At 70.7% G+C, this 26,748-nt stretch carries 26 protein-coding genes and 1 pseudogene; 16 read left to right on the top strand and 11 right to left on the bottom strand.

Translation table 11 applies throughout. The annotated features are described in order from the left end of the window. Positions 1 to 185: 185 nt before the first annotated feature. From ABZ887_RS11745 to ABZ887_RS11735, 3 genes are all read right to left on the bottom strand, one after another. On the bottom strand, positions 186 to 665 hold the full coding sequence (locus ABZ887_RS11745; RefSeq protein ID WP_361286409.1) for a hypothetical protein: 480 nt from the start codon (positions 663 to 665) through the stop codon (positions 186 to 188). Between the two features lie 693 nt (positions 666 to 1,358). After that, positions 1,359 to 1,604 (bottom strand): DUF397 domain-containing protein, encoded by a 246-nt coding sequence (locus ABZ887_RS11740; protein ID WP_361286406.1) that lies wholly within the window; start codon positions 1,602 to 1,604, stop codon positions 1,359 to 1,361. Beyond that, positions 1,601 to 2,437, bottom strand: a complete 837-nt coding sequence (locus tag ABZ887_RS11735; protein ID WP_361286722.1) for a helix-turn-helix transcriptional regulator — start codon at positions 2,435 to 2,437, stop codon at positions 1,601 to 1,603. The genes ABZ887_RS11740 and ABZ887_RS11735 overlap by 4 nt, the downstream gene beginning before the upstream one ends. Positions 2,438 to 2,561: 124 nt before the next feature. Between ABZ887_RS11735 and ABZ887_RS11730 the strand changes: the two genes are divergently transcribed. From ABZ887_RS11730 to ABZ887_RS11720, 3 genes are all read left to right on the top strand, one after another. Next, positions 2,562 to 2,969 carry a hypothetical protein gene (locus ABZ887_RS11730; RefSeq protein ID WP_361286403.1) on the top strand — a complete coding sequence of 136 codons (408 nt, stop codon included), beginning with the start codon at positions 2,562 to 2,564 and terminating at the stop codon, positions 2,967 to 2,969. Between the two features lie 560 nt (positions 2,970 to 3,529). Beyond that, entirely contained in the window at positions 3,530 to 3,793 is a 264-nt protein-coding gene (locus ABZ887_RS11725; protein ID WP_361286400.1) for a hypothetical protein, read from the top strand. Beyond that, complete coding sequence (locus tag ABZ887_RS11720; protein ID WP_361286397.1) at positions 3,790 to 4,203, top strand: hypothetical protein; 414 nt, start codon at positions 3,790 to 3,792, stop codon at positions 4,201 to 4,203. Before ABZ887_RS11725 ends, ABZ887_RS11720 begins: the two co-directional genes overlap by 4 nt. 38 nt (positions 4,204 to 4,241) lie before the next feature. Here the strand turns inward: ABZ887_RS11720 and ABZ887_RS11715 are convergent, their stop codons facing one another. The 4 genes from ABZ887_RS11715 to ABZ887_RS11700 form a co-directional block, all read right to left on the bottom strand. Beyond that, positions 4,242 to 4,892: a hypothetical protein gene (locus tag ABZ887_RS11715; protein ID WP_361286394.1), complete on the bottom strand. Its 651-nt coding sequence runs from the start codon at positions 4,890 to 4,892 to the stop codon at positions 4,242 to 4,244. 78 nt (positions 4,893 to 4,970) lie between these two features. Further along, entirely contained in the window at positions 4,971 to 7,418 is a 2,448-nt protein-coding gene (locus tag ABZ887_RS11710) for a dolichyl-phosphate beta-glucosyltransferase (RefSeq protein ID WP_361286391.1), read from the bottom strand. After that, a complete protein-coding gene (locus tag ABZ887_RS11705) occupies positions 7,415 to 8,116 on the bottom strand; it encodes a GntR family transcriptional regulator (RefSeq protein WP_361286388.1) in 702 nt (233 codons plus the stop codon). Before ABZ887_RS11705 ends, ABZ887_RS11710 begins: the two co-directional genes overlap by 4 nt. Before the next feature lie 215 nt (positions 8,117 to 8,331). Continuing rightward, the gene (locus tag ABZ887_RS11700) at positions 8,332 to 9,690 is read right to left on the bottom strand and encodes an aspartate aminotransferase family protein (RefSeq protein ID WP_361286385.1); all 1,359 of its coding nucleotides are present in this window, start codon (positions 9,688 to 9,690) and stop codon (positions 8,332 to 8,334) included. 216 nt (positions 9,691 to 9,906) lie between these two features. Here ABZ887_RS11700 and ABZ887_RS11695 point away from each other — a divergent pair, with 216 nt between their 5' ends. Both ABZ887_RS11695 and ABZ887_RS11690 read left to right on the top strand, forming a co-directional pair. After that, on the top strand, positions 9,907 to 11,706 hold the full coding sequence (locus ABZ887_RS11695) for a serine/threonine-protein kinase (protein ID WP_361286382.1): 1,800 nt from the start codon (positions 9,907 to 9,909) through the stop codon (positions 11,704 to 11,706). A 134-nt stretch (positions 11,707 to 11,840) separates the two neighbouring features. Beyond that, positions 11,841 to 13,367 (top strand): substrate-binding domain-containing protein, encoded by a 1,527-nt coding sequence (locus ABZ887_RS11690; protein WP_361286379.1) that lies wholly within the window; start codon positions 11,841 to 11,843, stop codon positions 13,365 to 13,367. A 19-nt stretch (positions 13,368 to 13,386) separates the two neighbouring features. On the opposite strand, the gene ABZ887_RS11685 is transcribed toward ABZ887_RS11690, so the two are convergent. Continuing rightward, positions 13,387 to 14,541 carry a Gfo/Idh/MocA family oxidoreductase gene (locus ABZ887_RS11685; RefSeq protein WP_361286376.1) on the bottom strand — a complete coding sequence of 385 codons (1,155 nt, stop codon included), beginning with the start codon at positions 14,539 to 14,541 and terminating at the stop codon, positions 13,387 to 13,389. A gap of 182 nt (positions 14,542 to 14,723) precedes the next feature. Continuing rightward, on the bottom strand, positions 14,724 to 15,479 hold the full coding sequence (locus ABZ887_RS11680; RefSeq protein ID WP_361286373.1) for an SLATT domain-containing protein: 756 nt from the start codon (positions 15,477 to 15,479) through the stop codon (positions 14,724 to 14,726). A gap of 318 nt (positions 15,480 to 15,797) precedes the next feature. On the opposite strand from ABZ887_RS11680, the gene ABZ887_RS11675 reads away from it, so the two are divergent. From ABZ887_RS11675 to ABZ887_RS11660, 4 genes are all read left to right on the top strand, one after another. Beyond that, entirely contained in the window at positions 15,798 to 16,142 is a 345-nt protein-coding gene (locus tag ABZ887_RS11675; RefSeq protein ID WP_361286369.1) for a YbaB/EbfC family nucleoid-associated protein, read from the top strand. A gap of 93 nt (positions 16,143 to 16,235) precedes the next feature. Further along, a complete protein-coding gene (recR, locus tag ABZ887_RS11670; protein ID WP_359206251.1) occupies positions 16,236 to 16,835 on the top strand; it encodes a recombination mediator RecR in 600 nt (199 codons plus the stop codon). Next, positions 16,828 to 17,493 carry a DUF5063 domain-containing protein gene (locus ABZ887_RS11665; protein WP_361286366.1) on the top strand — a complete coding sequence of 222 codons (666 nt, stop codon included), beginning with the start codon at positions 16,828 to 16,830 and terminating at the stop codon, positions 17,491 to 17,493. Before recR ends, ABZ887_RS11665 begins: the two co-directional genes overlap by 8 nt. A 67-nt stretch (positions 17,494 to 17,560) precedes the next feature. Beyond that, positions 17,561 to 18,094 (top strand): VOC family protein, encoded by a 534-nt coding sequence (locus tag ABZ887_RS11660; protein WP_361286363.1) that lies wholly within the window; start codon positions 17,561 to 17,563, stop codon positions 18,092 to 18,094. 31 nt (positions 18,095 to 18,125) lie between these two features. On the opposite strand, the gene ABZ887_RS11655 is transcribed toward ABZ887_RS11660, so the two are convergent. Further along, positions 18,126 to 18,848, bottom strand: coding sequence for a sulfite exporter TauE/SafE family protein (locus tag ABZ887_RS11655; RefSeq protein ID WP_361286360.1), 723 nt, complete (start codon positions 18,846 to 18,848; stop codon positions 18,126 to 18,128). Positions 18,849 to 18,959: 111 nt separating this feature from the next. On the opposite strand from ABZ887_RS11655, the gene ABZ887_RS11650 reads away from it, so the two are divergent. Both ABZ887_RS11650 and ABZ887_RS11645 read left to right on the top strand, forming a co-directional pair. Next, positions 18,960 to 19,127: a hypothetical protein gene (locus ABZ887_RS11650; RefSeq protein WP_361286357.1), complete on the top strand. Its 168-nt coding sequence runs from the start codon at positions 18,960 to 18,962 to the stop codon at positions 19,125 to 19,127. Positions 19,128 to 19,204: 77 nt separating this feature from the next. Beyond that, positions 19,205 to 19,705: an SgcJ/EcaC family oxidoreductase gene (locus tag ABZ887_RS11645; RefSeq protein ID WP_361286354.1), complete on the top strand. Its 501-nt coding sequence runs from the start codon at positions 19,205 to 19,207 to the stop codon at positions 19,703 to 19,705. On the opposite strand, the pseudogene ABZ887_RS11640 reads toward ABZ887_RS11645, so the two are convergent. Next, a pseudogene (locus tag ABZ887_RS11640) lies at positions 19,671 to 20,120 on the bottom strand (sensor histidine kinase); the annotation flags it as partial. The gene ABZ887_RS11645 and the pseudogene ABZ887_RS11640 sit on opposite strands and share 35 nt — an antisense overlap. A gap of 192 nt (positions 20,121 to 20,312) precedes the next feature. Here ABZ887_RS11640 and ABZ887_RS11635 point away from each other — a divergent pair. From ABZ887_RS11635 to ABZ887_RS11615, 5 genes are all read left to right on the top strand, one after another. Further along, a complete protein-coding gene (locus tag ABZ887_RS11635; RefSeq protein ID WP_361286351.1) occupies positions 20,313 to 21,806 on the top strand; it encodes a transposase in 1,494 nt (497 codons plus the stop codon). Positions 21,807 to 21,843: 37 nt separating this feature from the next. After that, entirely contained in the window at positions 21,844 to 23,115 is a 1,272-nt protein-coding gene (locus tag ABZ887_RS11630) for an aspartate kinase (RefSeq protein ID WP_217552260.1), read from the top strand. Beyond that, the gene (locus ABZ887_RS11625; RefSeq protein WP_361286348.1) at positions 23,112 to 24,191 is read left to right on the top strand and encodes an aspartate-semialdehyde dehydrogenase; all 1,080 of its coding nucleotides are present in this window, start codon (positions 23,112 to 23,114) and stop codon (positions 24,189 to 24,191) included. Before ABZ887_RS11630 ends, ABZ887_RS11625 begins: the two co-directional genes overlap by 4 nt. Positions 24,192 to 24,703: 512 nt before the next feature. After that, a complete protein-coding gene (locus tag ABZ887_RS11620; protein WP_361286345.1) occupies positions 24,704 to 25,381 on the top strand; it encodes a SigE family RNA polymerase sigma factor in 678 nt (225 codons plus the stop codon). 173 nt (positions 25,382 to 25,554) lie between these two features. Next, on the top strand, positions 25,555 to 26,700 hold the full coding sequence (locus ABZ887_RS11615) for a hypothetical protein (RefSeq protein WP_361286342.1): 1,146 nt from the start codon (positions 25,555 to 25,557) through the stop codon (positions 26,698 to 26,700). The last annotated feature ends 48 nt before the right edge of the window (positions 26,701 to 26,748 follow it).

The following is a 26,748-nucleotide window of genomic DNA, read 5'->3' as shown; positions in this document are numbered from 1 at the left end:
GGTGGGTGGTGGACGGCGAGCGGCGGGTGGTGGGTGGTGGGTGGTGGACGGCGAGCGGCGGGTGGTGGGTGGTGGGTGGTGGACGGCGAGCGGCGAGCGGCGAGTGGCGGGTGGCGAGCGGCCACAACACGGATGCCCCACCCCCCCCGAAGGAGGGCAGGGCATCCGTGCGTTGGGGAGGGGGCTCAGCCGATGTGGTAGACGGTGACGGTCACCTCTCCGTCCGGGCCGGGGATGGTGTACGCGCCGGGGCCGTGGAAGGGCTCGCAGCCCTGGGCGAGGATGTCGTCGGCGTTGTAGCCGGTGTCGTCCTCACCGACGTAGGCGCACACCTCGGTGATCAGGTGGTCGGCGAACCTGTGCGTGAAGCCGGCCTCGGGGTAGCGCGGCACGGTGGGGGTGTTGATGTCCAGGTCCGGGTGTTCCCACAGGGTCGTCTCCCGTAGGCCGCCATCCTTCACGTAGACCCGCCCATAGGGTTCGGGAAGGTTGTTGTTGTCGTTCTCCTGAGGGTTGGAGAACTCGATCGAGTAGGTGACGAGCCCACCGGGGTACCGCGCCTGCGCAGCGGACTGCGCCTGAGCCGATCCGGCACTCACCGCTCCGGCCAGCAGCAGCCCCATCGAGGCGACGGCCGCCACGCGACCCATGGACGTCGAACGCATCCCTGATCCCCTTTCACTCAATGTAGCCACCTGGCTACGCTTCGAAGATAGGGGTGGTCAGGAGGTCAATCGGCAAGTGCTCCTGGCAAACCACTCTGGCGGATGGCGCCGATGTTCTCCGGTCATGGTCCAGTGCGCCGGGTCGCCAACCCCCTCGCCCACGTGACCAGTTCGCGCCCTCGGGCCGGATGGCGGCCGGGGACGCGCAGCACCGCGACCCGCCACCACACCCACGTCCCGCCCCGTGGGTGGAGGCTATTGGCGGATTTGTGTCACGACCGGTCGGGGCCGGGGCTGCCCTGCCTGGGGTAATAGGCCTTGGCTGCGCACAAATCCACCAATCACCCCTCTCCCAGTGGCCGATGGGGCGCGCGTGGCTCGTGTGGCGAGGTGCCGTGGGCGTGTGTCCCACTCGCCGTTCGCCGCTTGGCCGGCCCGGCGTGCTTGCGAGGCGGGAGCGCGCCCGTCGGGCAACGATGCGGACGCAGCCGACGGCTGACCGCGAACGCCGGTCAGGGCCCCCGCTTCCTTCCGGCCGCTCGCTCGCTTCTCTCCCGTGCTGGAGCGAGGTGTGTCAAGGGTGGCCCGGAGGGCCATCGGCGCAGCCGACGCGGAACGCAGCGCAGCGGAGTGGAGCGCCCTTGACTCACCTCGCGGAAGTACGACACTGCCGAGAAGCGAGTGGCCCGACGGTCACTTCGCGAGCTGCGTGAGGAAGCCGACCCAGGCGGCGGGGGAGAGGGCGAGGTGGGGGCCGCCGGGGGCGGTCTTGGAGTCGCGGAGGTGGACGGTGTGGGGGCAGGGGGATATTTCGAGGCAGTCGCCGCCGCCGTCGCTGTAGGAGGACTTGCGCCAGGTGTAGGCGGTCTCGACGCAGTTGCCGCCCCCGTCGTCGCTGTAGCTGGACTTGAACCACCGAAGGGTGCCGGTGCGGGTCATCTCTTCTCTCCTGCCAACCGTTCGATGAGGCTCACCGAGTCGTCGGTACTCAGGGCCTGTGCGCGGATCTTCGCATAGCGGTGGGCGAGTTGGGACACTTCCTCCGGTTCGCTGACCAGGATGCCCTGGTCCTCGATCTCCATGTAGACGACGTGCTCGTGCTCCGCGGTCACCACCATCTTCATGGGGCCGCGAGCCCCGGCGTACGTGCCCCGCAACCCCCGCTCCATCGGCAGCACTTGCAGACACACATTGTCCCGCCGCGCGTCCTCGACGAGCGAGAGCAGTTGTGTGCGCAGTACCTCCCAGGAGCCGAACGGCCGCCGCAGCACGCTCTCTTCGAGGATCAGCTCGATCATCGGCGTCGGCTCCCGCTTGAACAGCGCCCGGCGGGCCAGCCGCGCCTCGACCAGTTCCTCCCGCTTCTGCTCGGAGACCGGCGGGAAGCCGCCTCCGATCAGTGCCCGTGCGTAGTCCTCGGTCTGGAACAGGCCGTCGACCACGTGCGTCTCGTACGACGAGATCGTGACCGCCCCGGCCTCCAGCTCCGAGAAGCCCCGGAACCGAGGCGGGTACTTCTCCAGCAGCATGTACTTGCGGGCCTTCTCGAAGATCCCCATGCCGCCGCCGATCGCCTCCTCCAGCTTCACCAGCATCTTGTCGCTGGCGGGCTGCGCGCACGTCTCCATGGCGCTGATCGCGGATGCCGTGTAGCCGGTCCGCCGCCCCAACTCCTCCTGCGTCAGCTCCTGTTGCTCTCGCAGTGCCTTCGCCAGGGCGGCCACCATCTGTGCCGTGCCGCTCGCTTCCTCTTTGTTCTCCGCCCGCGCCATTGCGGTCACCCCCGAACTCAACCGAACTCAACCGGTCACAACCAACCCACCCCGATATCCGACCGTATTCGACGGTCGACTCAGAGTCATGGCGACGGTAGCCCCACCTCCCCAAACTGGTCCCATGAACACGCAAAGTGACCAGTTAAACCTCGGCTGGCTGCCGGCCTCCGGTGTTCAACTCCGCAAGGCCGGTGTCCAGTTCGACGCGGTGCGGGTGGACGACGGGGAGTGGGGGCGGCAACTCGCCGACCGGCTCGCGGCGATGACCGGGGGTGACCCCGGCCCCGTCATCGAGGTCGCCAGCGGGCGGCGGTGCGTGTACTTCCTGGTTCCGGCCGGGAGTACGGATCACCTGCCCTGGCCTGCGGAGGTGACCAGACTGACCGCCGTTCCGGCCCGGGTGTCGTACATCCCGATTCCCGCGCTGGACGACATGACGTGGCCGTTGGCCTGGCGCTATCGGCCCACCGCGCACGGGCGCTTCGTGCACACGCGATTGCTGCGGACCGCGCTTCACTCGCCGGAGTGAATTGCGTCAACACGCGGGCAGAAAAAAGGGATTGTGGCTTGCGTTCGGCTCTTTGCGAGGCCCTAAAGTCACGATCAACGAAATGCCCCCGCGGTGCGCCAACACCCGGGGGCCCGACACCTGGAGAGAACAGCTCCGATGCGCGTTCATCGTACGGCGCCCCTGCGCTCCTTCGCAGCCTTCGCCAACTCCCGTTTCGGGGACCGACGTCTGTCCTGGGGAGCGGTAGGCGTACTGACGTACCTCTTGGGGCTGCCGAACGGTTCCTGGATCACCGAGCGCATCCTCGCGGCACAGCGCGGCGAAGGGTGCATGTCGGTCGTCGCGTCCCTGCGTGAGCTGGAGGAACGGCGGTATCTGCGGCGGGTGGTGCGACGGGATCCGGTGACTCGGCAGTACTCGACGACCTGCGAGGTATTCGAGAGGCCGTACGAATCCGAGTCACCTGCGGGTGAATTGCAAAAAGTTCGCCCCGTGGCGGCGTAGCTCAAAATGAAGAGAATCCGATGACCGCCTTGCTTGAACGGCCCGGCACGGTATACCGGAGGTATACTTGCGTCATGGCTGACACCACCGTCAAGGTCGACCCCGCTGTCCGTGATCGCCTCATGGTGCTCGCCCGGGAGCGCGGGATGACCATGCGCGATCTGATCGCCGAGCTCGCGGGGGCCACTCCCACGCAGGAGGAGCTGCGCAAGCGCTACGAGGAGACGAAGGTGTACTGCGAGACGCACTTCGGGGTGACGTTCACCGACGAGGAGCACGACCGGGTGGAGAAGATCTGGCGGGACCTTGAGGCCGGCCGGCCGGTGGACAGCCTGTGAGCGCGACGAGGGCCGGTTCCACCGGTGTGGTCTTCGACGAGTCCGCCCTGCTGGCGCTGGGCTCGGGGAACTCGCTGGCCTCCCACTTCGTGGCGAACACGGAGCACGGGCCGACCCGGCACGTCTACGTTCCCGCGCTCTGCCTGGCCGCCGCCGACGGCATGCGCAAGGGGCTCGCAGAGCATGTCGGCGCACTTCCGGCCGTCGAGATCGTGGAGTTGGACTTCGCGGGCGCGTCCACGGTCGGCGCGCTGCTGCGTGACGGCGTGGAGTGGCGGCTCGGGCACGCGGTCCACCTGTCGCGGCCCACGCTCGACTGGCCCGACGGCCGTCATGTCGTGACCGTCGAACCCGACCGCTACGCCGACATGCCCCTCGTGCGCACGATCAGGCTGCCGCAGCAGAGGTGACTCCGGCCGGGGCGTCCGCCTCCCGGGCGCCCCGCCCGTCAGCTGAACACGATCATCGAGCCCTGGGCCAGGCTGCGGGTCGCCGCCGCGTGCAGGCCGAGCCAGACGTGGCGTTCGCGGGCGAAGGGGCTCGGGTCGTAGGGGGCCGGGACCGCCGGTTCTTCGAGGTCCGTCGGAGCGGCGGGGGGCTGCGGCGGGGCCGGGGGGTTGGCCGGGTCGATGCCGATCGACGGGGCGACGTACTCCAGCTCGCGCAGCAGGGCGTGGGCGGAGCCCAGGGGGCCGCCGCTGGCGAGGAGCTCGTCGCTGGAGAGCGGGTGCGGGAAGTCGACCGGGACGTAGGCGCCCGCGTGGTCGTAGTGCCAGACCAGGTGCGACTGCTGGGCCGTCGACTCGAACATCTCCAGGAGCTGCTCGTAGTCACCGCCCAGGTCGTCCACGGGGGAGACGGGCAGGCCGCAGACCTGGAGGAGATAGGCGCGGCGGAGGAAGTGGAGCGCGTCGTAGTCGAAGCCGGCCACGGGCGCGACCTCGCCGGACAGGCCCGGCATGTACTGGTACACCGGCACCGGGGGCAACCCGGCCTCGGCGAGCACCTTGTTGTATTGCGCGAGTTCCTCGGCGAACGGATTGTCGGGGGTGTGGCACAACACGTCGACCAGCGGTACCAGCCAGAGGTCACAGGCCAAAGAGGGCTCCTAGTATCAGCGCGTTCACAGCAAGTGCTCAGCCAGGTGGTCAGGGAAGAGTAGTCCGTGCGGCGCCGGTCAGCTCCCCTCGTGCAGGTCCCATACCCAGACCCCGCCGGTCCACTTACCGGGTTTTCCGGTCAGGGCCTCCACCGCCTGTCGTAGTTTCTCGTCATTGGGTTGCGGAGCGACCACCAGGACCCCCGCCTTCCAGTACGCGAAGTCCTTCTTGGCCTGCGCCTTCCAGTTCTTGCCGATCACCGGGACCTTCCCGGTGTACCGGACGTCCCGCAGCATGCTGGAGGTGTAGCGCGGGACGGCGCCGTAGATTCCGGTGCGGTCGGTGCCGTAGGGGCCGTTGAAGTATCCGCCGGGGAGCTTGAAGCCGAGCCCCGCGCTGGTCTGCCAGTGCAGGGCCTCCGCGGAGCCGGGGTCCGGGAGCGGGAGGGGGACGAGGGACTCGCCCTTGCCGACGTACGACTTCCACATCCCGCTGCTGATGAACTCCGGGACCGCCTCCCGCGGCTGCGACTTGAGCGGGGCGGGGACGATCGGGAGCAGGGCCAGGGCGACGGCGAGCAGGCCGAAGTACTGGGCGCCGACGCGGCGGGTGGCGAGGATCTTCTCCAGGGCGACGGCCAGCAGGACGCCCAGCGCGGGGGCGCAGATCATCGCCACCCGGCCCTCGATGACGGACTCGAAGAGCGGGAACTTCCGCACCAGCGCCCAGGGGCCCGGATACACCGTCTCCGTCAGCGGGATGCGGATCTCCGGGCCCAGCGACAGCACGGCCGCGGCGACGGAGGTGAAGGCAAGGGCCTTGACCAGCGGCCGCTCCCACAGCCGTACGACGATCCCGAACGCGACCAGGACCAGCGGCCAGCCGTAGAAGGCGTTCTGCTCGGTGGGGTTGAGGGAGAGCTCGTTGGCGCGGCCCGCGTTCCCGAAGAGCATCGAGCGTTCGGAGAAGCCGAGGAGGGACAGGGGGCTGTTTCCGGCGTTGTCGCCGTGCAGGACGCTGTGGTAGCTCTGCGGGCCCGTGAACTGCCAGTAGAGCGGGAAGGCGACCAGCGGCAGGCAGACCGCCCCGGCGATCAGCAGGCCCCTGCCCAGCGGGCGCCACGCCTCCTTCGCCACCTCCGGCCGCGCGACCGCGTACCCGAGGGCGAACAGGACCATCCCCAGCGCCGCCAGCAGGAACGGCTCCTCGCCCAGGAAGACCTGGTAGGCCGCCATCAGGCCGAGCACGATCCCGTCCCGCCGGACCCGGGCGCCGGTGGCCAGCCGCAGGGCGCGGTCGATGATCAGCGGGATCATGAACAGGATCACGAAGTTGGGGTGCGCGTTGGCGTGGCTGACCATCGGCGGCGCGAAGGCCGCGAGGGCCGCGCCGACGAAGGCGGCACCCCGGTGCCGTACCACCCGCTTCACGATCAGCCAGTACCAGGCGACGGCGGTCGCGGCGAGCCCCAGCGCCATGCAGACGGAGAGCGAGACGGCCGGACCGGCCATGAGGGTCAGCGGGGCGAAGGGGACGGAGACGCCCAGCATGACCGTGTTGGCCATGAGGTTCACGCCGTCGGGGAAGTTCTGGAAGTCGGAGAAGAGCGGGTTGCGGAAGTGCGCGAGGTTGTCCGCGGTCACCGCGAAGAACCACTCCCACTGGTTCTGGTCCTGGAGGGAGTCGACGAGATAGCGGTGGTCCGGGTCGAAGAAGCGGCCCGAGTAGAGGGCGACGGAGAGGGCGAGGAAGAGGACGGTGACCAGGAGGTCGGCCGGGCGCAGGCGGCGGACGCGCAGCCGGGCCAGGTCGGCGAGGACCCTCGGGTAGGCCAGCGGACCCACCTTGGAACCGGGCTGATGGCTCCAGCGGACCGGGACCTCGGCGATCGGGTGGCCGCCGCCGTGCAGGTGCTGCAGGACCTCGACGTCGATGCCCCAGCCGTCCAGCCGGGAGTCGGCGAAGGCCTCGCGGGCCAGGTCGCCGTCGAAGAGCTTGAACCCGCACTGGGTGTCCCTGATCCCCGGCACGGCGGTCGCGCGTATCAGCAGGTTCCCGGCGCGGCCGAGCAGCTCGCGCAGCCGGTGCTGGTGGTCGGCTATCTCCGCGCCCGGCACCGCGCGCGAGCCGATCGCCGCCGCGCTGCCCTCGCTGAGCGCCTTGTCCAGCCGCTCCAGTTCCTCGATCGGCGCCGCCAGGTCGGCGTCGGTGACGAGCACGCGGCTGCCGCCGGTCGCTGCGACACCGAGGCGCAGGGCGTTGCCCTTGCCCCGGTTCCGGTCGGCGGTGACCAGCCGGACGTGCGGGTGCCGTAAGGCGGCGACCTCGCGGGTCCCGTCCGTCGAGCCGTCGTCGGAGACGACCACTTCCCAGGAGCCGAAGCGGCTCTCGTTGTCGGCGAGGTAGCGGGTGACGGCGTCGAGGGTCGGGCCGAGCCGTTCCTCCTCGTTGTACGCCGGGATGACGACGGAAAGGTCGACGTTCCCCCGGTCCTCGTCCTCCGTGGTCTCCGTGGGCGCGGTCATCCGTTCTTCTCCGCCAGTCGCTCGATCAGGGCGAGTGAGTGCGTGTTGTACGCGGCGACGATCCCCCGGGCGGCCTCGGTGTCCCGGCGGGACAGCGCGTCGACCAACTCGGTGTGCCGGGACCACAGATACCCGCGTAGATCGGGCAGCCGGCGCAGATGCCGCACCGCGCACACCCAGGACTGCACGCGCAGCCGGTGCAGGAAGTCGGCGAGGTAGGGATTGCCGAACAGGGCCGACAGCTCCCGCCAGAACCTCAGGTCGTAGCCGATGAGGATGGTCAGGTCACCGGCGGTCGCGGCGCGCTGGGCCTCCTCGCCGCGCCGGCGGACCGCGGCGAGGGCGGCCGCGACCCGCGGTTCCTCGGGGTCCTTGAAGGCGGGGTGGAGGCCGTCGGCGAGGGCCTGGAACATGCCGTCGGTGACCAGGCTGCGGGCCTCGATCATGCCCCGGTAGTCGTCGAGCGTGTACTCCGGCACCCGGAAGCCGCGGTGCTGGTCGGCGTCGAGGATGCCCTGCGCGGACAGGTCGACCAGCGCCTCCCGGACCGGCGTGGCGGAGACTCCGTACTGTTCGGCGATCTCCTTGACGGTGAACTCCCGGCCCGGCTGCAGCCGCCCGGCGAGCACCTCGTCACGGAGCGCGTCCGCGATCTGCTGGCGCAGGGTACTGCGGGTCACAGCGCCGTTGCCGGGCATCGTCGGGTGCCTCTCCTCACGCGTACGGGTGACGTGCTCGCTTACAGATACATGTACGAGCACGCCACCTTACGCGTTCGGGTTCCGGGTGTACTCCTTCTGTACCCGGGAAGCTACCCGTGGGTCGGCTGTGAGGAGCGTGAGAGCCGCGCCCCGTCAGGGGCGCGGGGAACTGCGCGACCAGCCCCCACCGGCCCGCAGCCGGAAACGCAGCCTCACGCCACCGTGAACTCGTCGGCCACGCTCAGCGCAGCGTCCAGCGCAGCGAACCCTTCCTTCAGCTCCGGCTCACTCACATTGCACGGCGGCACGACATGCGTCCGGTTCATGTTCACGAACGGCCACAGCCCCTGCTTCTTCGCCTCGGCCCCGAACGCGGCCATCGCCGCGTTGGCCTCCCCGGCCGCGTTGTACGGCACCAGCGGCTCCCGGGTCTCCCGGTTCCTCACCAGGTCGAGCGCCCAGAACATGCCGACCCCGCGGACCTCGCCGACGCTAGGGTGCCGCTCGGCGAGCGCCGCGAGCGCCGGCCCCACGACCTCCGTGCCCAGCCGCTTCGCGTTCTCGACGACCCCTTCCTCGGCCATCACGTTGATCGTCGCGACGGCGGCGGCACAGGCCAGCGGATGCCCGGAGTAGGTCAGCCCGCCCGGGTAGGGCCGCTTGGCGAAGGTCTCGGCGATCCGCTCGCTGATCGCGACACCGCCCAGCGGCACATAGCCGCTGTTCACGCCCTTGGCGAAGGTCATCAGGTCGGGTACGACCCCGAACAGGTCGGCGGCGAACCACTCGCCGGTCCGCCCGAACCCGGCCATGACCTCGTCCAGGACGAAGACGATCCCGTACTTGTCGCAGATCTCCCGGACCCCCGCCAGATACCCGGCAGGCGGCACCATGATCCCGGCGGTCCCGGGGATCGTCTCCAGCACGATGGCCGCGACCGTACCCGGCCCCTCGAAGGCGATGGTCGTCTCCAGGTGCTCCAGCGCCCGGGCGGTCTCCTGCTCCTCGGTCTCCGCGTAGAAGCGGGAGCGGTAGAGGAAGGGCGCCCAGAAGTGCACGACCCCGGCGGCGGCGCCGTCGGAGGCCCAGCGGCGCGGGTCGCCGGTGATGTTGATCGCCTGCTGGGTGCCGCCGTGGTACGAGCGGTAGGCGGAGAGCACCTTCGGGCGCCCGGTGTGCAGCCGGGCCATCCGGACGGCGTGCTCGATGGCGTCGGCGCCGCCGTTGGTGAAGAAGATCTTGTCAAGGTCCCCGGGCGTGCGCTCGGCGATCAGCCGCGCCGCCTCCGACCGCGCCTCCACGGCGAAGGCGGGCGCGAAGGTCGTCATCCTCGCGGCCTGCTCCTGGATGGCGGCGACGACCTTCGGGTGCTGGTAGCCGACGTTGGTGAAGACGAGCCCGCTGGTGAAGTCCAGGTAGCGCCGGCCGTCGTAGTCCCAGAAGTACGACCCTTCGGCGCCGGCCACGGCGAGCGGGTCGATGAGGTCCTGCGCGGACCACGAGTGGAAGACATGCGCACGATCGGCCGCCTTCACGGCGGCTCCGGCCTGGGGACTGGGCTGAGGGGTCATGGCGGGGAGCGTAGGTGTGTCCGGCGGGGGAGCGGTATCGGCGACATGTTCCGTGGTCAGGGGGATTCCGCGACAGGTTGTCCACAGCCCGGGGACACGCCCGGCCGAACGGTGGCGGTGCCTGTTACGTAACCGTAGACACCGCGCCGCTCGAACCACCGAACGGCCGCATTATTCTCGGCTCGATCACAAGTGTGAGCGAGGAGCGGATCTGCCATGGAGAAGCTGGGGCCGGGGGATCCGCAGCACATCGGGCGCTACCGGCTGCTGGCGCGGCTGGGGGCGGGCGGGATGGGGCACGTGTACCTCGCCCGGTCGGAGCGCGGTCGTACGGTCGCCGTGAAGCTGGTGCGGGCGGAGCTCGCCGAGCACGAGGAGTTCCGGGAGCGCTTCCGGCAGGAGGTCCGCAACGCCCAGCGCGTCGGCGGCTTCTGGACCGCGCCGGTGCTCGACGCCGACACCGAGGCCGCCGTGCCCTGGGTGGCCACCGGCTATGTCGCCGGGCCGAGCCTCCAGCGGGTCGTCGAGCACGACCACGGGCCGCTGCCCGAGCGGTCGGTGCGCATCCTCGCCGCCGGTCTCGCGCACGCGCTCGGCAACATCCACGCGGCCGGGATCGTCCACCGCGACCTCAAGCCGTCCAACGTGATGCTCACCATAGAGGGCCCCCGGGTCATCGACTTCGGCATCGCGCGGGCCCTGGAGACGCTGCCCGGCGAACGGCTCACCCAGACCGGTTCCCTTCTCGGCTCGCCCGGCTTCATGGCCCCCGAGCAGGTGCGCGGCGACCGGATCACGCCGGCCTGCGACATCTTCTGCCTCGGCTCGGTGCTCGCCTACGCGGCCACCGGCCGGCTTCCCTTCGGCTCCACCGAGGGCGGCGCACACGCCCTGATGTTCCGGATCGCCCAGGAGGATCCCGACCTCTCCGGTCTCCCCGAGGACGTCGCCGACGTCGTCCGCGACTGCCTGCGCAAGGACCCGGCGGCCCGTCCGACGCTGGAGGCGATCCTGGCCCGCACGGGCGCCGGCGACACGGTCTGGGAGGGCCGGTCACGGGACCCGTGGCTGCCGGGCGGTCTGGTGGCCCAACTGGGCCGCCATGCCGTGGAGTTGCTGGAGGTGGAGGACCCCACGGTCTACGGGGCGCTGGTGGAGGCGCCTGCCCCGCGCCCCGGAGGGGCGCGGGGCGGTGTTGAATCCGCGGCTGCCGCCGCGGGGGTGCGACCGGCCACGACGGCGCCGCAGCCGACCCCCAACCCCCCGTCCCCCGAACACGCCCCCGCCCACCCGGCCTACGGCTACTCCGGCCAACCCCATCAGCACCCGCAGCCGTACAACCCGTACACCGGGACCGCCCCCGCTCCCGCCCCAGGCTTCGACCCTGCCTCCGACTCCACCCAGATCTATCCCCCCGTCCCCCCGCCTCCCCTCTACGACCCCCTCCCCGTGGACGAGCCCCGTCGCCCCCGCTCCACCGCCCTCCTCGTCACCATCGCGCTGGTCGTGATGCTGGCCGCGGGCGGCACGGTGTACGCGCTCATGAACGGCGGCGGCGACGGCGCCGACGACAAGGCGGCCGGCCAGGGCACGCCCACCCCGTCGGCCACCGCCCCGACCACCTCCGCGGAGTCGACGCCCGCACAGTCGCCCTCCTCCTCGGCCGCCGCGAAGGACACCGTCCCGAGCGGCTTCCTCGGCACCTGGGACACGTCGATAGACAACGACACCGGCCACAACACCCGTGAACTGACCATCCGCCAGGGCGCCGTGGGCGACGCGGTGCTCACCCTGGTGGCGGACGGCCCCGGCTACCACTGTGAGTTCACGGCGAAGCTCGCCGAGAAGCCCGGCTCGGACGGCCCGTTGGAGATCGGCCCCTCCAGGGTCACGTCCGGCAAGCCCCGTTCGTCGTGCAGCGCCGGAAAGGCCACCGAGGTGACCCTGCTGTCGGGCGGCAAACTGAAGCGCGTGACGAAGGACGGCGACGAGAGCCTGACCTACAGCAAGCAGTGAACTGCCGGTTTCCCTGCGGTAGTTGAACGTTCGGCGAACAACAGTGCGGTCGACCGATATGTCCCTTCGCGGCCGCTTCCCGCCCCTTACGGTGACCCCACCATCCGACTCCGGGGAGTGGCGGGGGCACCCACATGGAGTGGCTGAGCGCGGAGAACATCGTCGCCGTGGGCACCGCGGTGCTCGGCATCGTCGCGTCCGCGGGCATCTTCTGGTACGAGCGCCGCGTCCCGCGCCGTAAGCGGATCGGCTACCGCGTCCAGATGGACAACCCGATCGGCGACGACGTCCGTTCGGGCCGTATCGGCAGACGCCTGGGCCTCTTCGACGAGGCCCCGGACATGGCCGGTGCCACCCTGGTCCTGCTGCGCATAGAGAACGACGGCTCCCAGGGCATCGGCCGCGACGACTACACCAGTCCCGAACTGCACGGTCTCACCGCCGTGTTCACCGACCGCGTCATCCGGGGCGTCTCGGTCACCCAGCCGACCGACAGCGACCACCTCATGCCGCACTTCACCGCGGAGCGCGGCTTCGGCTACTCGGGCAACACCCTGCGCATCCCGCGCGTCCCGCTCAACCACGCCGAGCACTTCAAGCTGCTCGTGCTGCTGTCCGGCGGTGACGTCGGCCGGGAGATCCGGATCGTCGGCGGGATCCACGACGGCGAGGTGCACCCCAACCGCAGCGCCACCCCGGACGACGCCACGCCCCTGTTCAGCCGCGCCTCCCGGCTGATCACCATCATGCTGACGCTCAGCGTCCTCACGCTCTCCACCATCGTCGTGGCCCGCGACGACACCCCGCCGCCGATCGGCTGCGCGAAGGGCTCGCTGCGGGTCATCGGCTCCACCGCCTTCGCCCCGGTGATGCGGGACGCGGCGAAGAAGTACGAGAAGGACTGCGAGGGCGCGTCCATCACCGTGGACGCGCGCGGCTCGACCGCCGGGATCCGGGATCTGAACGACGTCGGGACGGATACGAAGAAGGGCTCCCCGGTGGAACTGGCCCTCTCCGACGGCCCCAAGCCCACCGACATGCCCGAGCTGAAGGAGTACCCGGTCGCCCTGGTGGTCTTCGCGCTGGTCGTGAACGACGACGTGCCGCTGCGCAACCTCGGCACGGCCGACGTACGACGGCTGTACCGGGGCGAGATCACCAACTGGAAGCAGCTGGGCGGCCCCGACCTGCCGGTGGTGCTGGTCAGCCGGGACGCCAACTCCGGTACCCGGCAGGTGTTCCAGCGCCGGGTGCTGAAGCGCGGCGAGATCGCCAACTCCTCCGTCGACTGCAGGCACAAGGACGACCCGACGGCGAAGGTGATCCGCTGCGAGCTGGACTCCACCGAGCAGGTGCTGTCGGAGGTGGCCCGGCTGAAGGGGGCGGTCGGCTACGCCGAACTGAACGTGGCGGAGGGGGCGAAGGGCCTGCACACCCTCTCCCTGGACGCCGACGCCCCGTCGGTGGACGCGATCGAGCACGGCGACAGCTCGTACCCGTACCGCGAGATCGAGTACGCGTACACCTACGGCTGGCCGGCGGCGGACTCGCTGGTGTCGAGCTTCCTGACGTACCTCAGAAAGGAGAACGGCCAGGACGTGATCCGGGCGTACGGGCATCTGCCCTGCTACATCCCGGTGGGCATGAAACTCTGCGCGTGACGTCCGCCGCCCGTCCCGGTCAGCCGAGGTCCACCCACGTCCCCTGTGCGGCCGAGCGGCTCATCGCGTCGAGGGCGGTGGCGCTGTGCACGGCGTCGTCGAGGGTCGCGCCGTGGGACGTGCCCTCGGCGACGGACCGCAGGAAGGTGTGGGCCTCGATCACCTTGAGGTCGTCGTAGCCCATGGCGTTGGCGGCGCCGGGCTGGAAGGCGCCGTACTCGCCGTGGCCGGGGCCGACGAAGACCGTGCTGACGGGCTGGTCCTGGTAGGAGGTGCCGCGGCTGACGCCGAGCTCCCCCATCCGGCGGTAGTCCCAGAACACCGCGCCCTTGGTGCCGTGCACCTCGAAGCCGTAGTTGTTCTGCTCGCCGACCGAGACCCGGCAGGCCTCCAGGACGCCCCGGGCGCCGGAGGCGAAGCGCAGCAGGCAGTTGACGTAGTCCTCGTTCTCGACGGGGCCGAGCTCGCCGCCGGTGGCGAGGGTGTGGCCGGCGGTGGCGCCGGTCGGGCGGGCCCGCTCCGGGATGAACACGGCCGTGTCGGCGGCCAGCGACGCGATGTCGCCGAGCAGGAAGCGGGCCAGGTCGACGCCGTGCGAGGCCAGGTCGCCGAGGACGCCCCCGCCACCGCGCGCCCGCTCGTAACGCCAGGTCAGAGCACCGTCCGGGTGTGCCGCGTAGTCGCTGAAGAGGCGGATGCGGACATGCGTCACGGTCCCCAGCTCGCCGGAGGCGATCAGCTCACGGGCGTATGCGACGGCGGGCGCGTTGCGGTAGTTGAAGCCGACGGTGCCCCGCACCCCGGCCTTGGCCACCGCCTCGGACACCGCCCGGGCGTCCTCGGAGGTCAGCCCGACCGGCTTCTCGATCCAGATGTGCTTGCCGGCCTCGGCCATCGCGACGCCGATCTCGCGGTGCAGGAAGTTCGGCGCGGTGATGCTGACGGCGTGCACCCGCGGGTCGGCCACCACGTCCCGCCAGTCCCGGGTGGTGGACGCGAACCCGAACTGCGCGGCGGCCTCCTCGGCCCGTCCCGGCACCTCCTCGGCGACGGCCACCAGCTCGGCGCGTACCGGCAGCTGCGGGAAGTGGTGGGGAACCCGCTGGTAGGCCTGGGAGTGCACCCGGCCCATCCACCCGAATCCGACGACGGCGACGCCGAGCGTACTCACCATGGGGCTGCCCTTCTCTGCACCGTTACAGCGACTGCGGTGCTCACGATGGGGGCCTGTCCTGACAATGTCAAGACATTCGGGCGTCTGGACAAGGTCGGGTACACCGCCGTCGTGGTTGCTCGCGCAGTTCCCCGCGCCCCTGACGGGGCGCTGTAGCGAGCGGCGCCACAGTGGCGCCCCCCTCACCGAGGTTCCGGCGGTCTCTGCCTCGGCATGTTCGGGCGCGCCCCGTTGGTGCCCGGCGGCAGGGGGAAGCGCCCGTTCAGGTGCCCCGCGTCCGCTCGCGGCCCCGCCGTCACCGTCGCCTGCATGCCCAGCGGCGTCGGCCCGGTCCGGAACTCCACCATCCAGTCGGCCGTCTCCGTACGGACCAGCTCGGTCACGTCCTCCGAGAACCTCCGCAGCACCCCCAGGCACCGCTCGCTCGCCTCGCTCGCCGTCCCCTCCGCCGGCCCCAGCACCTCCCGCACGCTCTCCGACGCCCAGTCGAACTGCAGCACCTGCAGCCGCCGCTGCACGGCCTGCGCGGTGGCCATGTCCCTTATCCAGCCGGACGTCACCCCGAAGAACCGGTCGATGCCGACGCAGGACACCGCCAGCAGCAGGGCGAGGTATCCCCAGGGCGCGACCCCGCCGACCACCCCGGTGAGGTCCAGCAACGGCAGCGCGGCCCCCAGCACCGCCCCCACGGCCGCCCCGCACCGCAGCGCCCTCGCCCCCCGCCGCTTCCACACCCGGTCCGCCAGATACCACGCGGCCGTCTCCAGCGCCCCGCGCTCCACCCACCGGTACAGCTCGTCGAGCCGCTCGGCCGGCTCGCCCCAGTCCCCGAGCGGGAACGGCCGCCCGGTCAGATCACCCGGCCGCGGTCCGGCCGCGCCCTCGCCGCCCCGCCCGTCCTGAGGCCGTCCCTCGGGCTGCATCTCCGGCTGACCCACCCGGCACTCCCTAACTGATCCCGAACCGATCCCGACCGGTCACGTTCCGTGACGCCGACGCTGACGTCGGGCCTGACATCGGGCCTGACGTCGGACCTGGCACTGGACCTGACAATGGATGCTGACGACGGGAACCCTTCCTACCGCCCAATGGGTGGCGAAGGCCTTGCTTTCGCCTCTTTTCCGCCCGGAAGTGGGCCTTGATCAGGTATAGGCGTCTCGGGAATCTCACTCGAAAGAGTGGCGGGGCGATGGCTGCGTCGACCACGTAGGCTCATCCACAACAGAGAAAATCCGGACCCGACCCAGGAGCTGATCGTGATCCCCGGTGGTGGCCAGCCCAACATGCAGCAGCTGCTCCAGCAGGCCCAGAAGATGCAGCAGGACCTGGCACGGGCCCAGGAGGAACTGGCGGGCACGGAGGTCGACGGACAGGCGGGCGGCGGCCTGGTGAAGGCCACCGTGACCGGCTCCGGCGAACTGCGCGCGCTGAAGATCGACCCGAAGGCGGTGGACCCGGACGACACCGAGACCCTCGCCGACCTGATCATCGCGGCGGTCCAGGCGGCCAACGAGAACGCGCAGGCGCTCCAGCAGCAGAAGCTGGGCCCGCTGGCCCAGGGCCTGGGCGGCGGCAGCGGCATCCCGGGCCTGCCGTTCTGATGTTCGTCGCCCGCACGACACCCGTACCGCCTTCCTAGGACAGGCGGCAGCCAACTACCGTACGTACCGAAAGACTCCAGGAAGGGCAGTCCGTTGTACGAAGGCGTGGTCCAGGACCTCATCGACGAGCTGGGGCGGCTGCCCGGCGTCGGTCCCAAGAGCGCGCAGCGGATCGCCTTCCACATCCTGCAGGCGGAGCCGACGGACGTACGGCGTCTGGCGCAGGCTCTCCTGGAGGTGAAGGCGAAGGTCCGCTTCTGCGCGACCTGCGGCAACGTGGCACAGGAGGAACTGTGCAACATCTGCCGCGACGCCCGCCGGGACCCGACGGTCATCTGCGTGGTGGAGGAGCCGAAGGACGTGGTCGCCGTCGAGCGCACCCGCGAGTTCCGCGGCCGTTACCACGTGCTCGGCGGCGCGATCAGCCCGATCGAGGGCGTCGGCCCCGACGACCTCCGGATAAGGGAACTGCTCGCCCGCCTGGCGGACGGCACGGTCACCGAGCTGATCCTGGCCACGGACCCGAACCTGGAGGGCGAGGCGACGGCCACCTACCTCGCCCGCATGATCAAACCCATGGGCCTGAAGGTCACCCGCCTGGCCAGCGGCCTCCCGGTGGGCGGCGACCTGGAATACGCGGACGAGGTCACGCTCGGCCGCGCCTTCGAGGGGAGACGACTCCTAGATGTCTGACGCCACGCTGCACGCGACCGCGCAGAACCCCGACGACTTCGCGGTCCAGATCGCCGACCAGGTGGAGAGTTTCCTGGTGGCCGTGACGGAGGTGTCGAAGGGCGACGAGCCGGACTCGGCGGTCCCCTTCCTCCTCCTGGAGGTCTCCCAGCTCCTGCTGGCCGGCGGCCGGCTCGGCGCGCACGAGGACATCGTCCCCGACGAGCGCTACGAGCCGGACCTGGGCCCGGAGCCGGACGTCGACCAGCTCCGCGAGAACTTCGCGCGCCTGCTCGACCCCATCGACGTCTACTCCGAGGTCTTCGACCCCTACGCGCCCCGCAAGGCGCCCGTCCCGGCCCGTATCTCGGACGACCTCGCCGACATCATCACCGACCTCCGCCACGGCATGGCCCACTACCGCTCGGGCCGCACCACGGAGGCCCTGTGGTGGTGGCAGTTCTCCTACTTCTCCAACTGGGGCCCCACCGCCTCCGCGGTCCTGCGCGCCCTCCAGTCCGTCCTGATCCACGTCCGCCTGAACCAGCCCCTGGAGGAACTGGACGGCCTGGACACCGACCAGGACTCGATGGGCGACGAGACCCTGGAGTTCGAGGCGGGCCAGGTCATGGAGCAGGAGATCGGCGGCTCGCTGGGAGTACGGTCCTCCTCCCATTAGGACAGCCGCTGTCCTGAGCGGTCCCTACGGTCGTCGGTGTCATCCCGACACCGACGAGAGGACCGCGATGCCCGAGCAGCCCGGAAACGCCGCACCGCACGGCTACACCACACTCGCCCCCTGGGTCGTCACCGACGACACGGGGGCGTTTCTCGACTTCGTCACCGAGGCGTTCGGGGGCGCGGAGCTGGGGCGGGTCCCCACCGAGGCCGGTGCGATCGGGCACGCCGAGATCCGGATCGGCGACACCGTCCTGCTGGCCTTCGACCGGAGCGAGGACTGGCCCGTCCTGCCCAGCCTGCTGCGCGTGTTCGTCGCCGACGCGGACGACACGTTCGCGCGTGCCGTCGCGGCCGGTGGCCAGGTCGTCACCGCCCTCGCCGACCACGCCTTCGGACAACGCGGCGGGCGTGTCAAGGACCCCTTCGGCAACATCTGGTGGGTGGTCGCCCACATCGAGGACGTCTCCGAGGAGGAGATGTGGAAACGGCTGCGCGACCCCGCGTACGCCGAGGCCATGCGCGTCGCACAGGAGACGTTCGACGCCGAACTCAGCGGCCGTGGGCAGGGCCGCAGCAGCGCTCCCGTCCAGGTCGACTGAGGCGTTCACCAACGGGCGGCGTTCGTGAGAGTCACAGCGTCCACATCCCCTTCGCCACCGCCGTCACCCCGCCCGTCAGGGCGAGGAGGAGGACCAGGCTGCGGGCGTGGTGTTCGGGCATGCGGTCGCCCACCGCTCTGCCGAGCAGCCCGCCCGTCAGCATGGCGCAGCCCACCGCCGCCCACTCCGCGCCGCTCAGGTCCGGCACCCCGTTCGCCGCCACCGAGAAGGCGTTCACGACCACGCCGTAGAACTGGGCGTTCGGGACGAACTCGCGTACCGTCCAGCCCGCGTTGAGGGCGTACAGGGAGACCGGGGGGCCGCCCACGCCCGCCGCCGAGTTCATGAAGCCGCCCACCGCGCCGGCCGTCAACGCGCCCGCCCGGCCGCGGAGTACGGGGACCCGGGCGCCCCGCATGACCAGGAGCACCGCCGCCGTCACCAGGGCGCCCATGGTCAGGAGGAGGAAGGGCGGCGGGAGTTGACGGGTCAGCCAGGTGCCCGCGGGTACGGTGCAGGCCGCCGCCGCGCACAGCGGGACCATCGCCGCCGGGCGGACCCGGCGCCAGCCGCCCGCCAGGCCCACCACGCTGATCGTGCCCGCCGCGCAGTTGGCGAGCGCGACGCCCTCGGCGGGGCCGAGGAGGAGGATCAGGGCCGGTACGGCGACCAGCGCGAAGCCCATGCCGGTCAGCCACTGCACGCTCGCGCCCAGCAGCACGATGCCGGAGAGAAGGATCAACGCCGTCGTCATGGTGTAACTGGCTACACCAACGGTTCGGGAGCGCGCTCCCTCGTTGCCGTTCCCGGGAGACGGAATCGTTGATCTCGCCAGGTCAACTCCTCCCGGACAAGGACATCTCCCATGAAGTCGCTGCTCGCCTCCCGGCCCGTCCTGTGGTTCCTCTTCCTCTTCAACCTCGTCGTCGCCGCCGTCGCCCCCTTCGTCGTCGACGGCACGCAGGGCGTGCTGACCGCCGTCGGGATGGGGGTGGTGTCGCTCGGTGCCGGCGTCAGTCTGCTGCGCCGCTGAGGGAATTGGCTCAGCCCTGTACCCGCGCTGTACGTCGGCTGCACGGGCGCTAACCGGTGGAAAGCGAGTCTTGGGGCATGAACCGAACGACACGTATACGCGCCGCCGTCGTCACCGCCACCGCCCTCGTCACCGCCGCCACGGTGAGCGTGGGGGTGAGCCAGGCCGGTGGTTCCGAGCCGCCGCGCGAGCCGGGCAAGAAGCAGATCGCGGCCCTCTTCGACCGGTGGAACGCCGCCCTGCGGACCGGTGACCCCGAGAAGGTCGCCGGCCTCTACGCCAAGGACGCGGTGCTCCTCCCGACCGTCAGCAACAAGATCCGCACCAACCATGCCGAGATCGTCGACTACTTCGAGCACTTCCTGCAGAACAAGCCGGTGGGCGAGAAGAAGCGGACCATCGTGAACGTGCTGGACGCGAACTCCGCGATCGACACGGGTGTCTACCAGTTCACCCTCACCGACCCCGCGACCGGCGCCCAGCGGGTCGTCGAGGCCCGTTACACCTACGAGTACGAGAAGCGCGGCGGCAAGTGGCTCATCGTCAACCACCACTCCTCGGCGATGCCCGAAGGGTGATCCGCACCCACAGCCCGCCGCCCGGCGCGTCCCGCAGGGTCACCGTGCCGCCGTCGTCCGTCAGCAACTGGCGTACGACGGACAGCCCGAGGCCCGACCCGGAGCGGCCGGTCAGGCCCTGACCGCGCCAGAAGCGGTCGAAGGCGCGGGACTTCTCCGCGTCCGTCATGCCGGGGCCCTCGTCCAGGACGGAGAGCGTCACCTCGTCGGCGTCGGCCTCGACGCGCACGGTGATGGTGGCGCCGTCCGGGGACACCTCCAGGGCGTTGGAGAGCACGTTGTCCAGCACCTGGTCCAGGTGACCGGGACCGGCCAGCACGGCCGGCCGGCCGTCGGCGGCTGCCCGGAGCGCGATGTCGACCCCGCGTTCGTCGGCGGCCGGTCGCCAGACGGAGAGGCGTTCGTTCACCTGGTTTTCGGGCAGTGTGCCCGGTCCCTCAGGGCCGTCACCGCCCATGGCGCTGAGGGTGGCCACGCACAGGCGGTGGCGACGGGGAGCTGAGCATCGGGTGGCTGACCGGGTCGGCAGCCAGGAGTGGTTCACTCACACAGGTGATGTTGATCGATGATGTGCGCGGGTGGGGAACGCGATGGCTAGGTTCGCGGCATGGCACGTTTCCGGTTGTATCCGACGAGCGAGCAGGCGGAGCGGATGCTCCTGCACTGCGCGCACGCCCGGTACGTCTGGAACCTGGCCGTCGAGCAGCACGCGTACTGGAGGCCGGGCCGCAGGTCCGCGCCCGGTTTTGCGGAGCAGTGCCGCCAGCTCACCGAGGCCCGGCGTGACAATGAGTGGCTGGCGGCCGGGAGCGCGGACGTGCAGCAGCAGGCCCTGAAGGACTTCGCCACGGCCAAGAACGCCCGTTTCACCTCCGGCTTCGGTGAGCCGACCTGGCGCAGGAAGCACGAGCACGAGGGCTTCCGCGTCATCGGCACCGACCGCGTACCCGAGTACGAGCCGGACGGCGGCCCGAAGCTGAACCAGAAGACCGGCAAGCAGGTCATGGGCCGCTTGGTGGTCGTGCGGAAGCTCAACCGGCGGTGGGCGCAGGTCAAGGTGCCCGGCTGCGGCTGGGTCCGCTTCCGCCTCAGCGCCAAGGGCAAGGGCGCGCAGCTTCCCGCTGCGAAGACGTTCAGGGTCACCTATCGCAACGGCCAGTGGCACATCGCGTTCGCGGTCATCCCTGAGCCGGTCGACGCGCCAGGCACGGGTGAGGTCATCGGTATCGACCGGGGCGTGAGGATCACGGCGGCCCTGTCGGACGGGCGGAAGCTGAACTGCCCTCAGCTCACGGTCAAGGAGCGGGCACAGATCCGTAAGCACGAGCGCCGCGCGGCCCGGGCTCCGAAGGGCAGTGCTCGCAAGGCCGCCGCGTACGCGAAGGTCGCCGGGCTCAAGGCCCGTGAGGTGAACCGGCGCAAGGACTGGTGCGAGAAGACCAGCACCATGCTCGCCCGCAGCTACGACGTGATCCGGTTCGAGAAGCTGGACATCAAGAACATGACCCGCTCCGCGAAGGGGACGGTCGAACAGCCCGGCACGAAGGTCAGACAGAAGGCCGGGCTGAACCGGGGCATCCTCGCCCAGGGCTGGGGCCTGCTGAGGCGGCGCACGGAGCACAAGGCCCCGGGCCGGGTCGAGGACGTTCCCGCGCCTTACACGAGTCTGCGGTGCAGTGCCTGCGGTTGGATCGAGAAGAAGTCGCGCAAGAGCCAAGCCGACTTCGTCTGCGTGTCCTGCGGGTTCACCTGTAACGCGGATGAGAACGCGAGCATCAACGTCGCGGCAGGACAGGGAGGGTTTCCCCGCCCCCGGCGATCAGCCGGTGCCGGAGGGGTGACAGCGGCTACCAGCCGTTCGAGCACCCGTGAACCTCAACCCACCCGGGTTGGAATCCCCCTCTTCCAAGAGGGGGAGGATGTCAACAGGAGTACGCGCACGCTGTCGTCCCGTACCTTAATTCTTGAAACTTCATTCATGGAGTTCGCTGTGAGGCAGGGCACTTTCCGCGTGGTGCGCCGTCCGCTGGGCAGGTTCCCGGGGCGGGCGCCGACGTCTCACCATGCGGGAGCGCGCTGGTGGAATTCGGACGCTCGTTAAACTGAGCCGACACAAACAAACCGAGCGAGGAGCGCACGTGGGCCTTGTCGTGCAGAAGTACGGAGGCTCCTCCGTTGCCGATGCCGAGGGCATCAAGCGCGTCGCCAAGCGAATCGTGGAAGCGAAGAAGAACGGCAACCAGGTGGTTGTCGTCGTTTCCGCGATGGGCGACACGACGGACGAGCTGATCGATCTCGCCGAGCAGGTATCCCCGATGCCTGCCGGGCGTGAGTTCGACATGCTGCTGACCGCCGGAGAGCGTATCTCCATGGCACTGCTGGCCATGGCGATCAAAAACCTGGGCCACGAGGCCCAGTCGTTCACCGGCAGCCAGGCAGGCGTCATCACCGACTCGGTCCACAACAAAGCCCGGATCATCGACGTCACGCCGGGGCGGATCCGGACGGCCCTGGACGAGGGCAACATCGCGATCGTCGCCGGGTTCCAGGGCGTCAGCGCGGACAAGAAGGACATCACCACGCTGGGGCGCGGCGGCTCCGACACGACGGCCGTGGCCCTTGCGGCCGCGCTCGACGCCGAGGTCTGCGAGATCTACACCGACGTCGACGGTGTGTTCACCGCCGACCCGCGCGTGGTGAAGAAGGCGCGGAAGATCGACTGGATCTCCTTCGAGGACATGCTGGAGCTCGCCGCCTCCGGTTCCAAGGTGCTGCTCCACCGCTGTGTGGAGTACGCCCGCCGCTACAACATCCCGATCCACGTCCGGTCCAGCTTCAGCGGACTGCAGGGCACGTGGGTCAGCAGCAAGCCGATTGGGGACAAGAAGGTGGAGCAGGCCATCATCTCCGGTGTCGCGCACGACACCTCCGAGGCCAAGGTCACGGTCGTCGGTGTGCCGGACAAGCCGGGCGAGGCCGCCGCCATCTTCCGGACCATCGCCGATGCCGAGATCAACATCGACATGGTCGTGCAGAACGTGTCCGCCGCCGCCACCGGCCTGACGGACATCTCCTTCACGCTCCCGAAGACCGAGGGCCGCAAGGCCATCGACGCGCTGGAGCGCAACCGGTCGGGCATCGGCTTCGACTCGCTGCGCTACGACGACCAGATCGGCAAGATCTCCCTGGTCGGGGCGGGCATGAAGACCAACCCCGGGGTCACCGCGTCCTTCTTCGAGGCCCTGTCCGACGCCGGCGTGAACATCGAGCTGATCTCGACCTCCGAGATCCGCATCTCGGTCGTCACGCGTGCCGACGACGTGCCGGAGGCCGTGCGCGCCGTGCACACCGCCTTCGGACTCGACTCCGACACCGACGAGGCCGTGGTCTACGGAGGCACCGGCCGATGACGGGCAAGCCGGCGCTCGCGGTCGTGGGGGCGACCGGGGCCGTCGGCACGGTCATGCTCCAGATCCTGTCCCAGCGGGCGGACGTCTGGGGCGAGATCCGCCTGATCGCCACCCCGCGCTCGGCCGGCCGCAAGCTGACCGTGCGCGGGGCCGAGGTCGAGGTCGTCGCGCTGTCGGAGGAGGCCTTCGACGGGATCGACGTCGCGATGTTCGACGTGCCCGACGAGGTGTCCGCGCGCTGGGCGCCGGTCGCCGCGGCCCGGGGCGTGGTCGTCGTGGACAACTCCGGGGCTTTCCGGATGGACCCCGAAGTGCCGCTCGTCGTCCCCGAGGTCAATCCGCACTGCGCCCGCAACCGGCCGCGCGGGATCATCGCCAACCCCAACTGCACCACCCTGTCGATGATCGTCGCCCTGGGCGCGCTGCACGCCGAGTTCGGGCTGCGCGAGCTGGTGGTGTCGTCGTACCAGGCGGTGAGCGGCGCCGGGCGGGCCGGCGTGGAGACGCTGCGGGCCCAGCTGTCGATGGTCGCCGGTACGGAGCTGGGCACCAAGCCCGGTGACGTGCGGCGGGCCGTCGGGGACCTCACCGGGCCGTTCCCGGAGCCGGTCGCGCTCAACGTCGTCCCGTGGGCCGGGTCGCTGCGGGAGGACGGCTGGTCGTCGGAGGAGATGAAGGTGCGGGACGAGTCCCGCAAGATCCTCGGACTGCCGAAGCTGCCGGTCGCGGTGACGTGCGTACGGGTGCCGGTGGTCACCACCCACTCCCTGACGGTGCACGCCAGGTTCCAGGGCCCGGTCACGGTCGACGGGGCCCGGGAGATCCTGGACACCGCCCCGGGTGTCGTCCTCTTCGACAACCCGGCCGCCGGTGAGTTCCCGACGCCCGCGGACGTGGTGGGCACGGATCCGACCTGGGTCGGGCGGGTACGGCGGGCGCTCGACGACCCGACCGCGCTGGAACTCTTCGTATGCGGGGACAACCTTCGCAAAGGGGCCGCGCTGAACACCGCTCAGATCGCCGAGCTGGTGGCGGCGGAACTGACTGGCCGTTCAGGTGGTGAGGATTTTGTGTGAACAGCCGGTGACCACGGCAAACGCCCTGTAGGCGGCCCGGGTGGGAGCGGGCCCACGGGTAGGGTTCGCGTAAGAAATGTGTCCCGGAGCATGGTCCAAACCTCTTGAACCCGAGCCCGTCCGCGTTCGAAGATTTTCCTCCCCGTCCTCCGCAACCATGCGGACGGCGGGGAGCGTCTTTGCGGACGCCCTGCTTGCCGGGCGCTTACGCAATCCGGGCCTTCGGGGCGTGGGGACGCATGATCCTGGCGTGGGGACGCCGTGATCGGGGCGTGGGGACGCCCGTTCATAATGGGATACAAGGGAAGAGCGGGACGCATGACGGCAATTGAGGCACCGTCGAGTGTGCTGCCGGACGCGCATAGAACGGCCCCGCCCGCGTCGGCCGGCCGATCCGGCGCATCCGGCGTGCGCGCCACCGGCGGGCTCGGTGTGCGCTCGTCCGACATGCCCGACGTAAAAGTGATGCCCGGCACGTACAACCCCAACGGGGGTAGGCGTGTCCAACTGGCGTGGCAGAGGTTCTCGAACTCAGTGCGCCCCGCGGCGCGACGGTCCTGCGGCCGCCCCGCGCCGGGCTGCGCCCCCGCATGCCCGGCGCGCCCGGCGGCATGCCGGTGATCGCCCCCATGCCCGCAGCGCGGCCTACCCGCATACCCAATCAGCGCGACGGCGCCGACGAGACGACGGCCGCGGCCGGCACCACCGTCGACCACCTCACCGAGACGTACCGGGCGCACTACCGCTCGCTCCTCGGCCTCGCCGCGCTCCTCCTCGACGACACCGCCTCCTGCGAGGACGTCGTCCAGGAGGCGTTCATCCGCGTCCACTCCGCCCGCAAACGCGTCCGGGACCCGGAGAAGACCCTGGCCTACCTGCGCCAGACGGTCGTCAACCTCTCCCGCTCCGCGCTGCGCCGCCGCATCCTCGGCCTGAAGCTCCTCTCCAAGCCGATGCCGGACGCGGCCAGCGCCGAGGAAGGCGCCTACGACCAGCTGGAGCGGCGCGACCTGATCAAGGCGATGAAGGGCCTGCAGCGCCGCCAGCGCGAGGTCCTCGTCCTGCGCTACTTCGCCGACATGACCGAGGCCCAGGTCGCCGAGACGCTCGGCATCTCGCTGGGCTCGGTGAAGGCGTACGGTTCGCGCGGTATCGCGGCCCTGCGGGTGGCGATGGAGTCGGCGGCATGACGGACAGCCCCCAGGGAGGCGACTCGCATGATCGCCACGAGCCCTACGCCTGGCACGAGCCGACAGGCGATCACGAGCCCGGTTCAGGGCCCGCTTCGAAGCCCGGTTCGGGGGAGCCGGCGCCACGACAGCACGAGCAAGAGCACACGCAATCGCACGCTGGGAACGGAACTGTGAACCACGGCCCCGACGAAAAGGGCCCCGAGGGCCCCGAGGGCCTGGGACCGGGCCCCGAAGGGCTCCGGAGCGGGCTCGGCCCCGGCTTCGGGGCAGGTGCCGACGGCCCCGACGCCCTGGACGGGTTCGACGCGGACGAGCTGGCCCTGCGCCGGCTGCTGCACTCCGCGGTCGACGACCTCGCGCCGCGCGACGGCTCCCTCGACCACCTGCGCCGCGCGGTCCCCGCCCGCCGGGCCCGCAAGCGCCAGGCCGCCGTCGGCATGGCGGCCGCGGCCCTGTTCATCGGCACCGCGGTCCCCGCCCTCATCCACGTCTCCAACTCCGGCGGCGCCGACCCCAACACCTCCATCGCCGGCCAGGCCTCCCAGGCACAGGGCGGCTCCGCCGGCGGCAAGAACCCGGACGGCGGCGCCAGCACCGCGGGCGGCACCAGCGGCCAGGCCACCGGCCAGAACCCCGGCGGCACCAAGGGCAGCGGCAAGAACGAGACCACCGGCGCGGGCGGCGGCACCAAGGTCGTCCCCACCGCCAGCGCCGCCAGCAGTGCCCCGGTCTGCACCTCCGCGCAGCTCGGCACCCCGACGTCCACGGTCGACGCCCCGGACTCGACGGGCGTCGTCTACGGCACCTTCAGCGTCGTCAACGTCTCGACGACGAGCTGTACCGTCGGCGGCCCCGGCAGCGTGGCCTTCCTCGCGCAGGGCGCGGCCGACTCCACAAAGATCCAGGTCGTCCGGCACGCCTCCGGCGACGCGGCGGCCGGGCTGCCCGACCCGACCACCGAACTCACCGGCCTGGTCCTGGCGCCCGGCGCGGCCTACCAGGAGAAGTTCGGCTTCGTCCCCTCGGAGACCTGCCCGACCACCGGTTCCAGCACCGGCGGCTCCACCGACACCGGCGGCACCGACGGCGGCAGCACGGCCTCCCCGAGCCCTTCCGAGGGCGCCAGCAGCAGCGCGGGTACGACCACGTCCGGGTCGGACGGCACCACCACCCAGCTGTTCACCGAGGACGGCACGGCCGACGGGAGCATCGCGGTCTCGTACACCCCGCAGGCCGGATCCCCGACCGGCTCGGCGACGGTGTCGAACGCCTGCGCAGGGACGGTCTACTGGACCGGGGTCCTGCCGGCGGTGTGACCGGCCGTGTGACCTGCCGTGTGACCGGCGGGACCGGCGGGACCGGCG

The organism is Streptomyces sp. NPDC047061 (assembly GCF_040643955.1).
Lineage (GTDB): Bacteria > Actinomycetota > Actinomycetes > Streptomycetales > Streptomycetaceae > Streptomyces.
This window is presented reverse-complemented; position numbering and strand designations above follow the sequence as displayed.

Coding starts and splice junctions, on each gene's coding strand:
- ABZ887_RS11745 (WP_361286409.1), bottom strand. CDS start 665: ATGCGTTCGACGTCCATGGGTCGCGTGGCGGCCGTCGCCTCGATGGGG.
- ABZ887_RS11740 (WP_361286406.1), bottom strand. CDS start 1,604: ATGACCCGCACCGGCACCCTTCGGTGGTTCAAGTCCAGCTACAGCGAC.
- ABZ887_RS11735 (WP_361286722.1), bottom strand. CDS start 2,437: ATGGCGCGGGCGGAGAACAAAGAGGAAGCGAGCGGCACGGCACAGATG.
- ABZ887_RS11730 (WP_361286403.1), top strand. CDS start 2,562: ATGAACACGCAAAGTGACCAGTTAAACCTCGGCTGGCTGCCGGCCTCC.
- ABZ887_RS11725 (WP_361286400.1), top strand. CDS start 3,530: ATGGCTGACACCACCGTCAAGGTCGACCCCGCTGTCCGTGATCGCCTC.
- ABZ887_RS11710 (WP_361286391.1), bottom strand. CDS start 7,418: ATGACCGCGCCCACGGAGACCACGGAGGACGAGGACCGGGGGAACGTC.
- ABZ887_RS11705 (WP_361286388.1), bottom strand. CDS start 8,116: ATGCCCGGCAACGGCGCTGTGACCCGCAGTACCCTGCGCCAGCAGATC.
- ABZ887_RS11700 (WP_361286385.1), bottom strand. CDS start 9,690: ATGACCCCTCAGCCCAGTCCCCAGGCCGGAGCCGCCGTGAAGGCGGCC.
- ABZ887_RS11695 (WP_361286382.1), top strand. CDS start 9,907: ATGGAGAAGCTGGGGCCGGGGGATCCGCAGCACATCGGGCGCTACCGG.
- ABZ887_RS11690 (WP_361286379.1), top strand. CDS start 11,841: ATGGAGTGGCTGAGCGCGGAGAACATCGTCGCCGTGGGCACCGCGGTG.
- ABZ887_RS11685 (WP_361286376.1), bottom strand. CDS start 14,541: ATGGTGAGTACGCTCGGCGTCGCCGTCGTCGGATTCGGGTGGATGGGC.
- ABZ887_RS11665 (WP_361286366.1), top strand. CDS start 16,828: ATGTCTGACGCCACGCTGCACGCGACCGCGCAGAACCCCGACGACTTC.
- ABZ887_RS11660 (WP_361286363.1), top strand. CDS start 17,561: ATGCCCGAGCAGCCCGGAAACGCCGCACCGCACGGCTACACCACACTC.
- ABZ887_RS11655 (WP_361286360.1), bottom strand. CDS start 18,848: ATGACGACGGCGTTGATCCTTCTCTCCGGCATCGTGCTGCTGGGCGCG.
- ABZ887_RS11650 (WP_361286357.1), top strand. CDS start 18,960: ATGAAGTCGCTGCTCGCCTCCCGGCCCGTCCTGTGGTTCCTCTTCCTC.
- ABZ887_RS11645 (WP_361286354.1), top strand. CDS start 19,205: ATGAACCGAACGACACGTATACGCGCCGCCGTCGTCACCGCCACCGCC.
- ABZ887_RS11635 (WP_361286351.1), top strand. CDS start 20,313: ATGGCACGTTTCCGGTTGTATCCGACGAGCGAGCAGGCGGAGCGGATG.
- ABZ887_RS11625 (WP_361286348.1), top strand. CDS start 23,112: ATGACGGGCAAGCCGGCGCTCGCGGTCGTGGGGGCGACCGGGGCCGTC.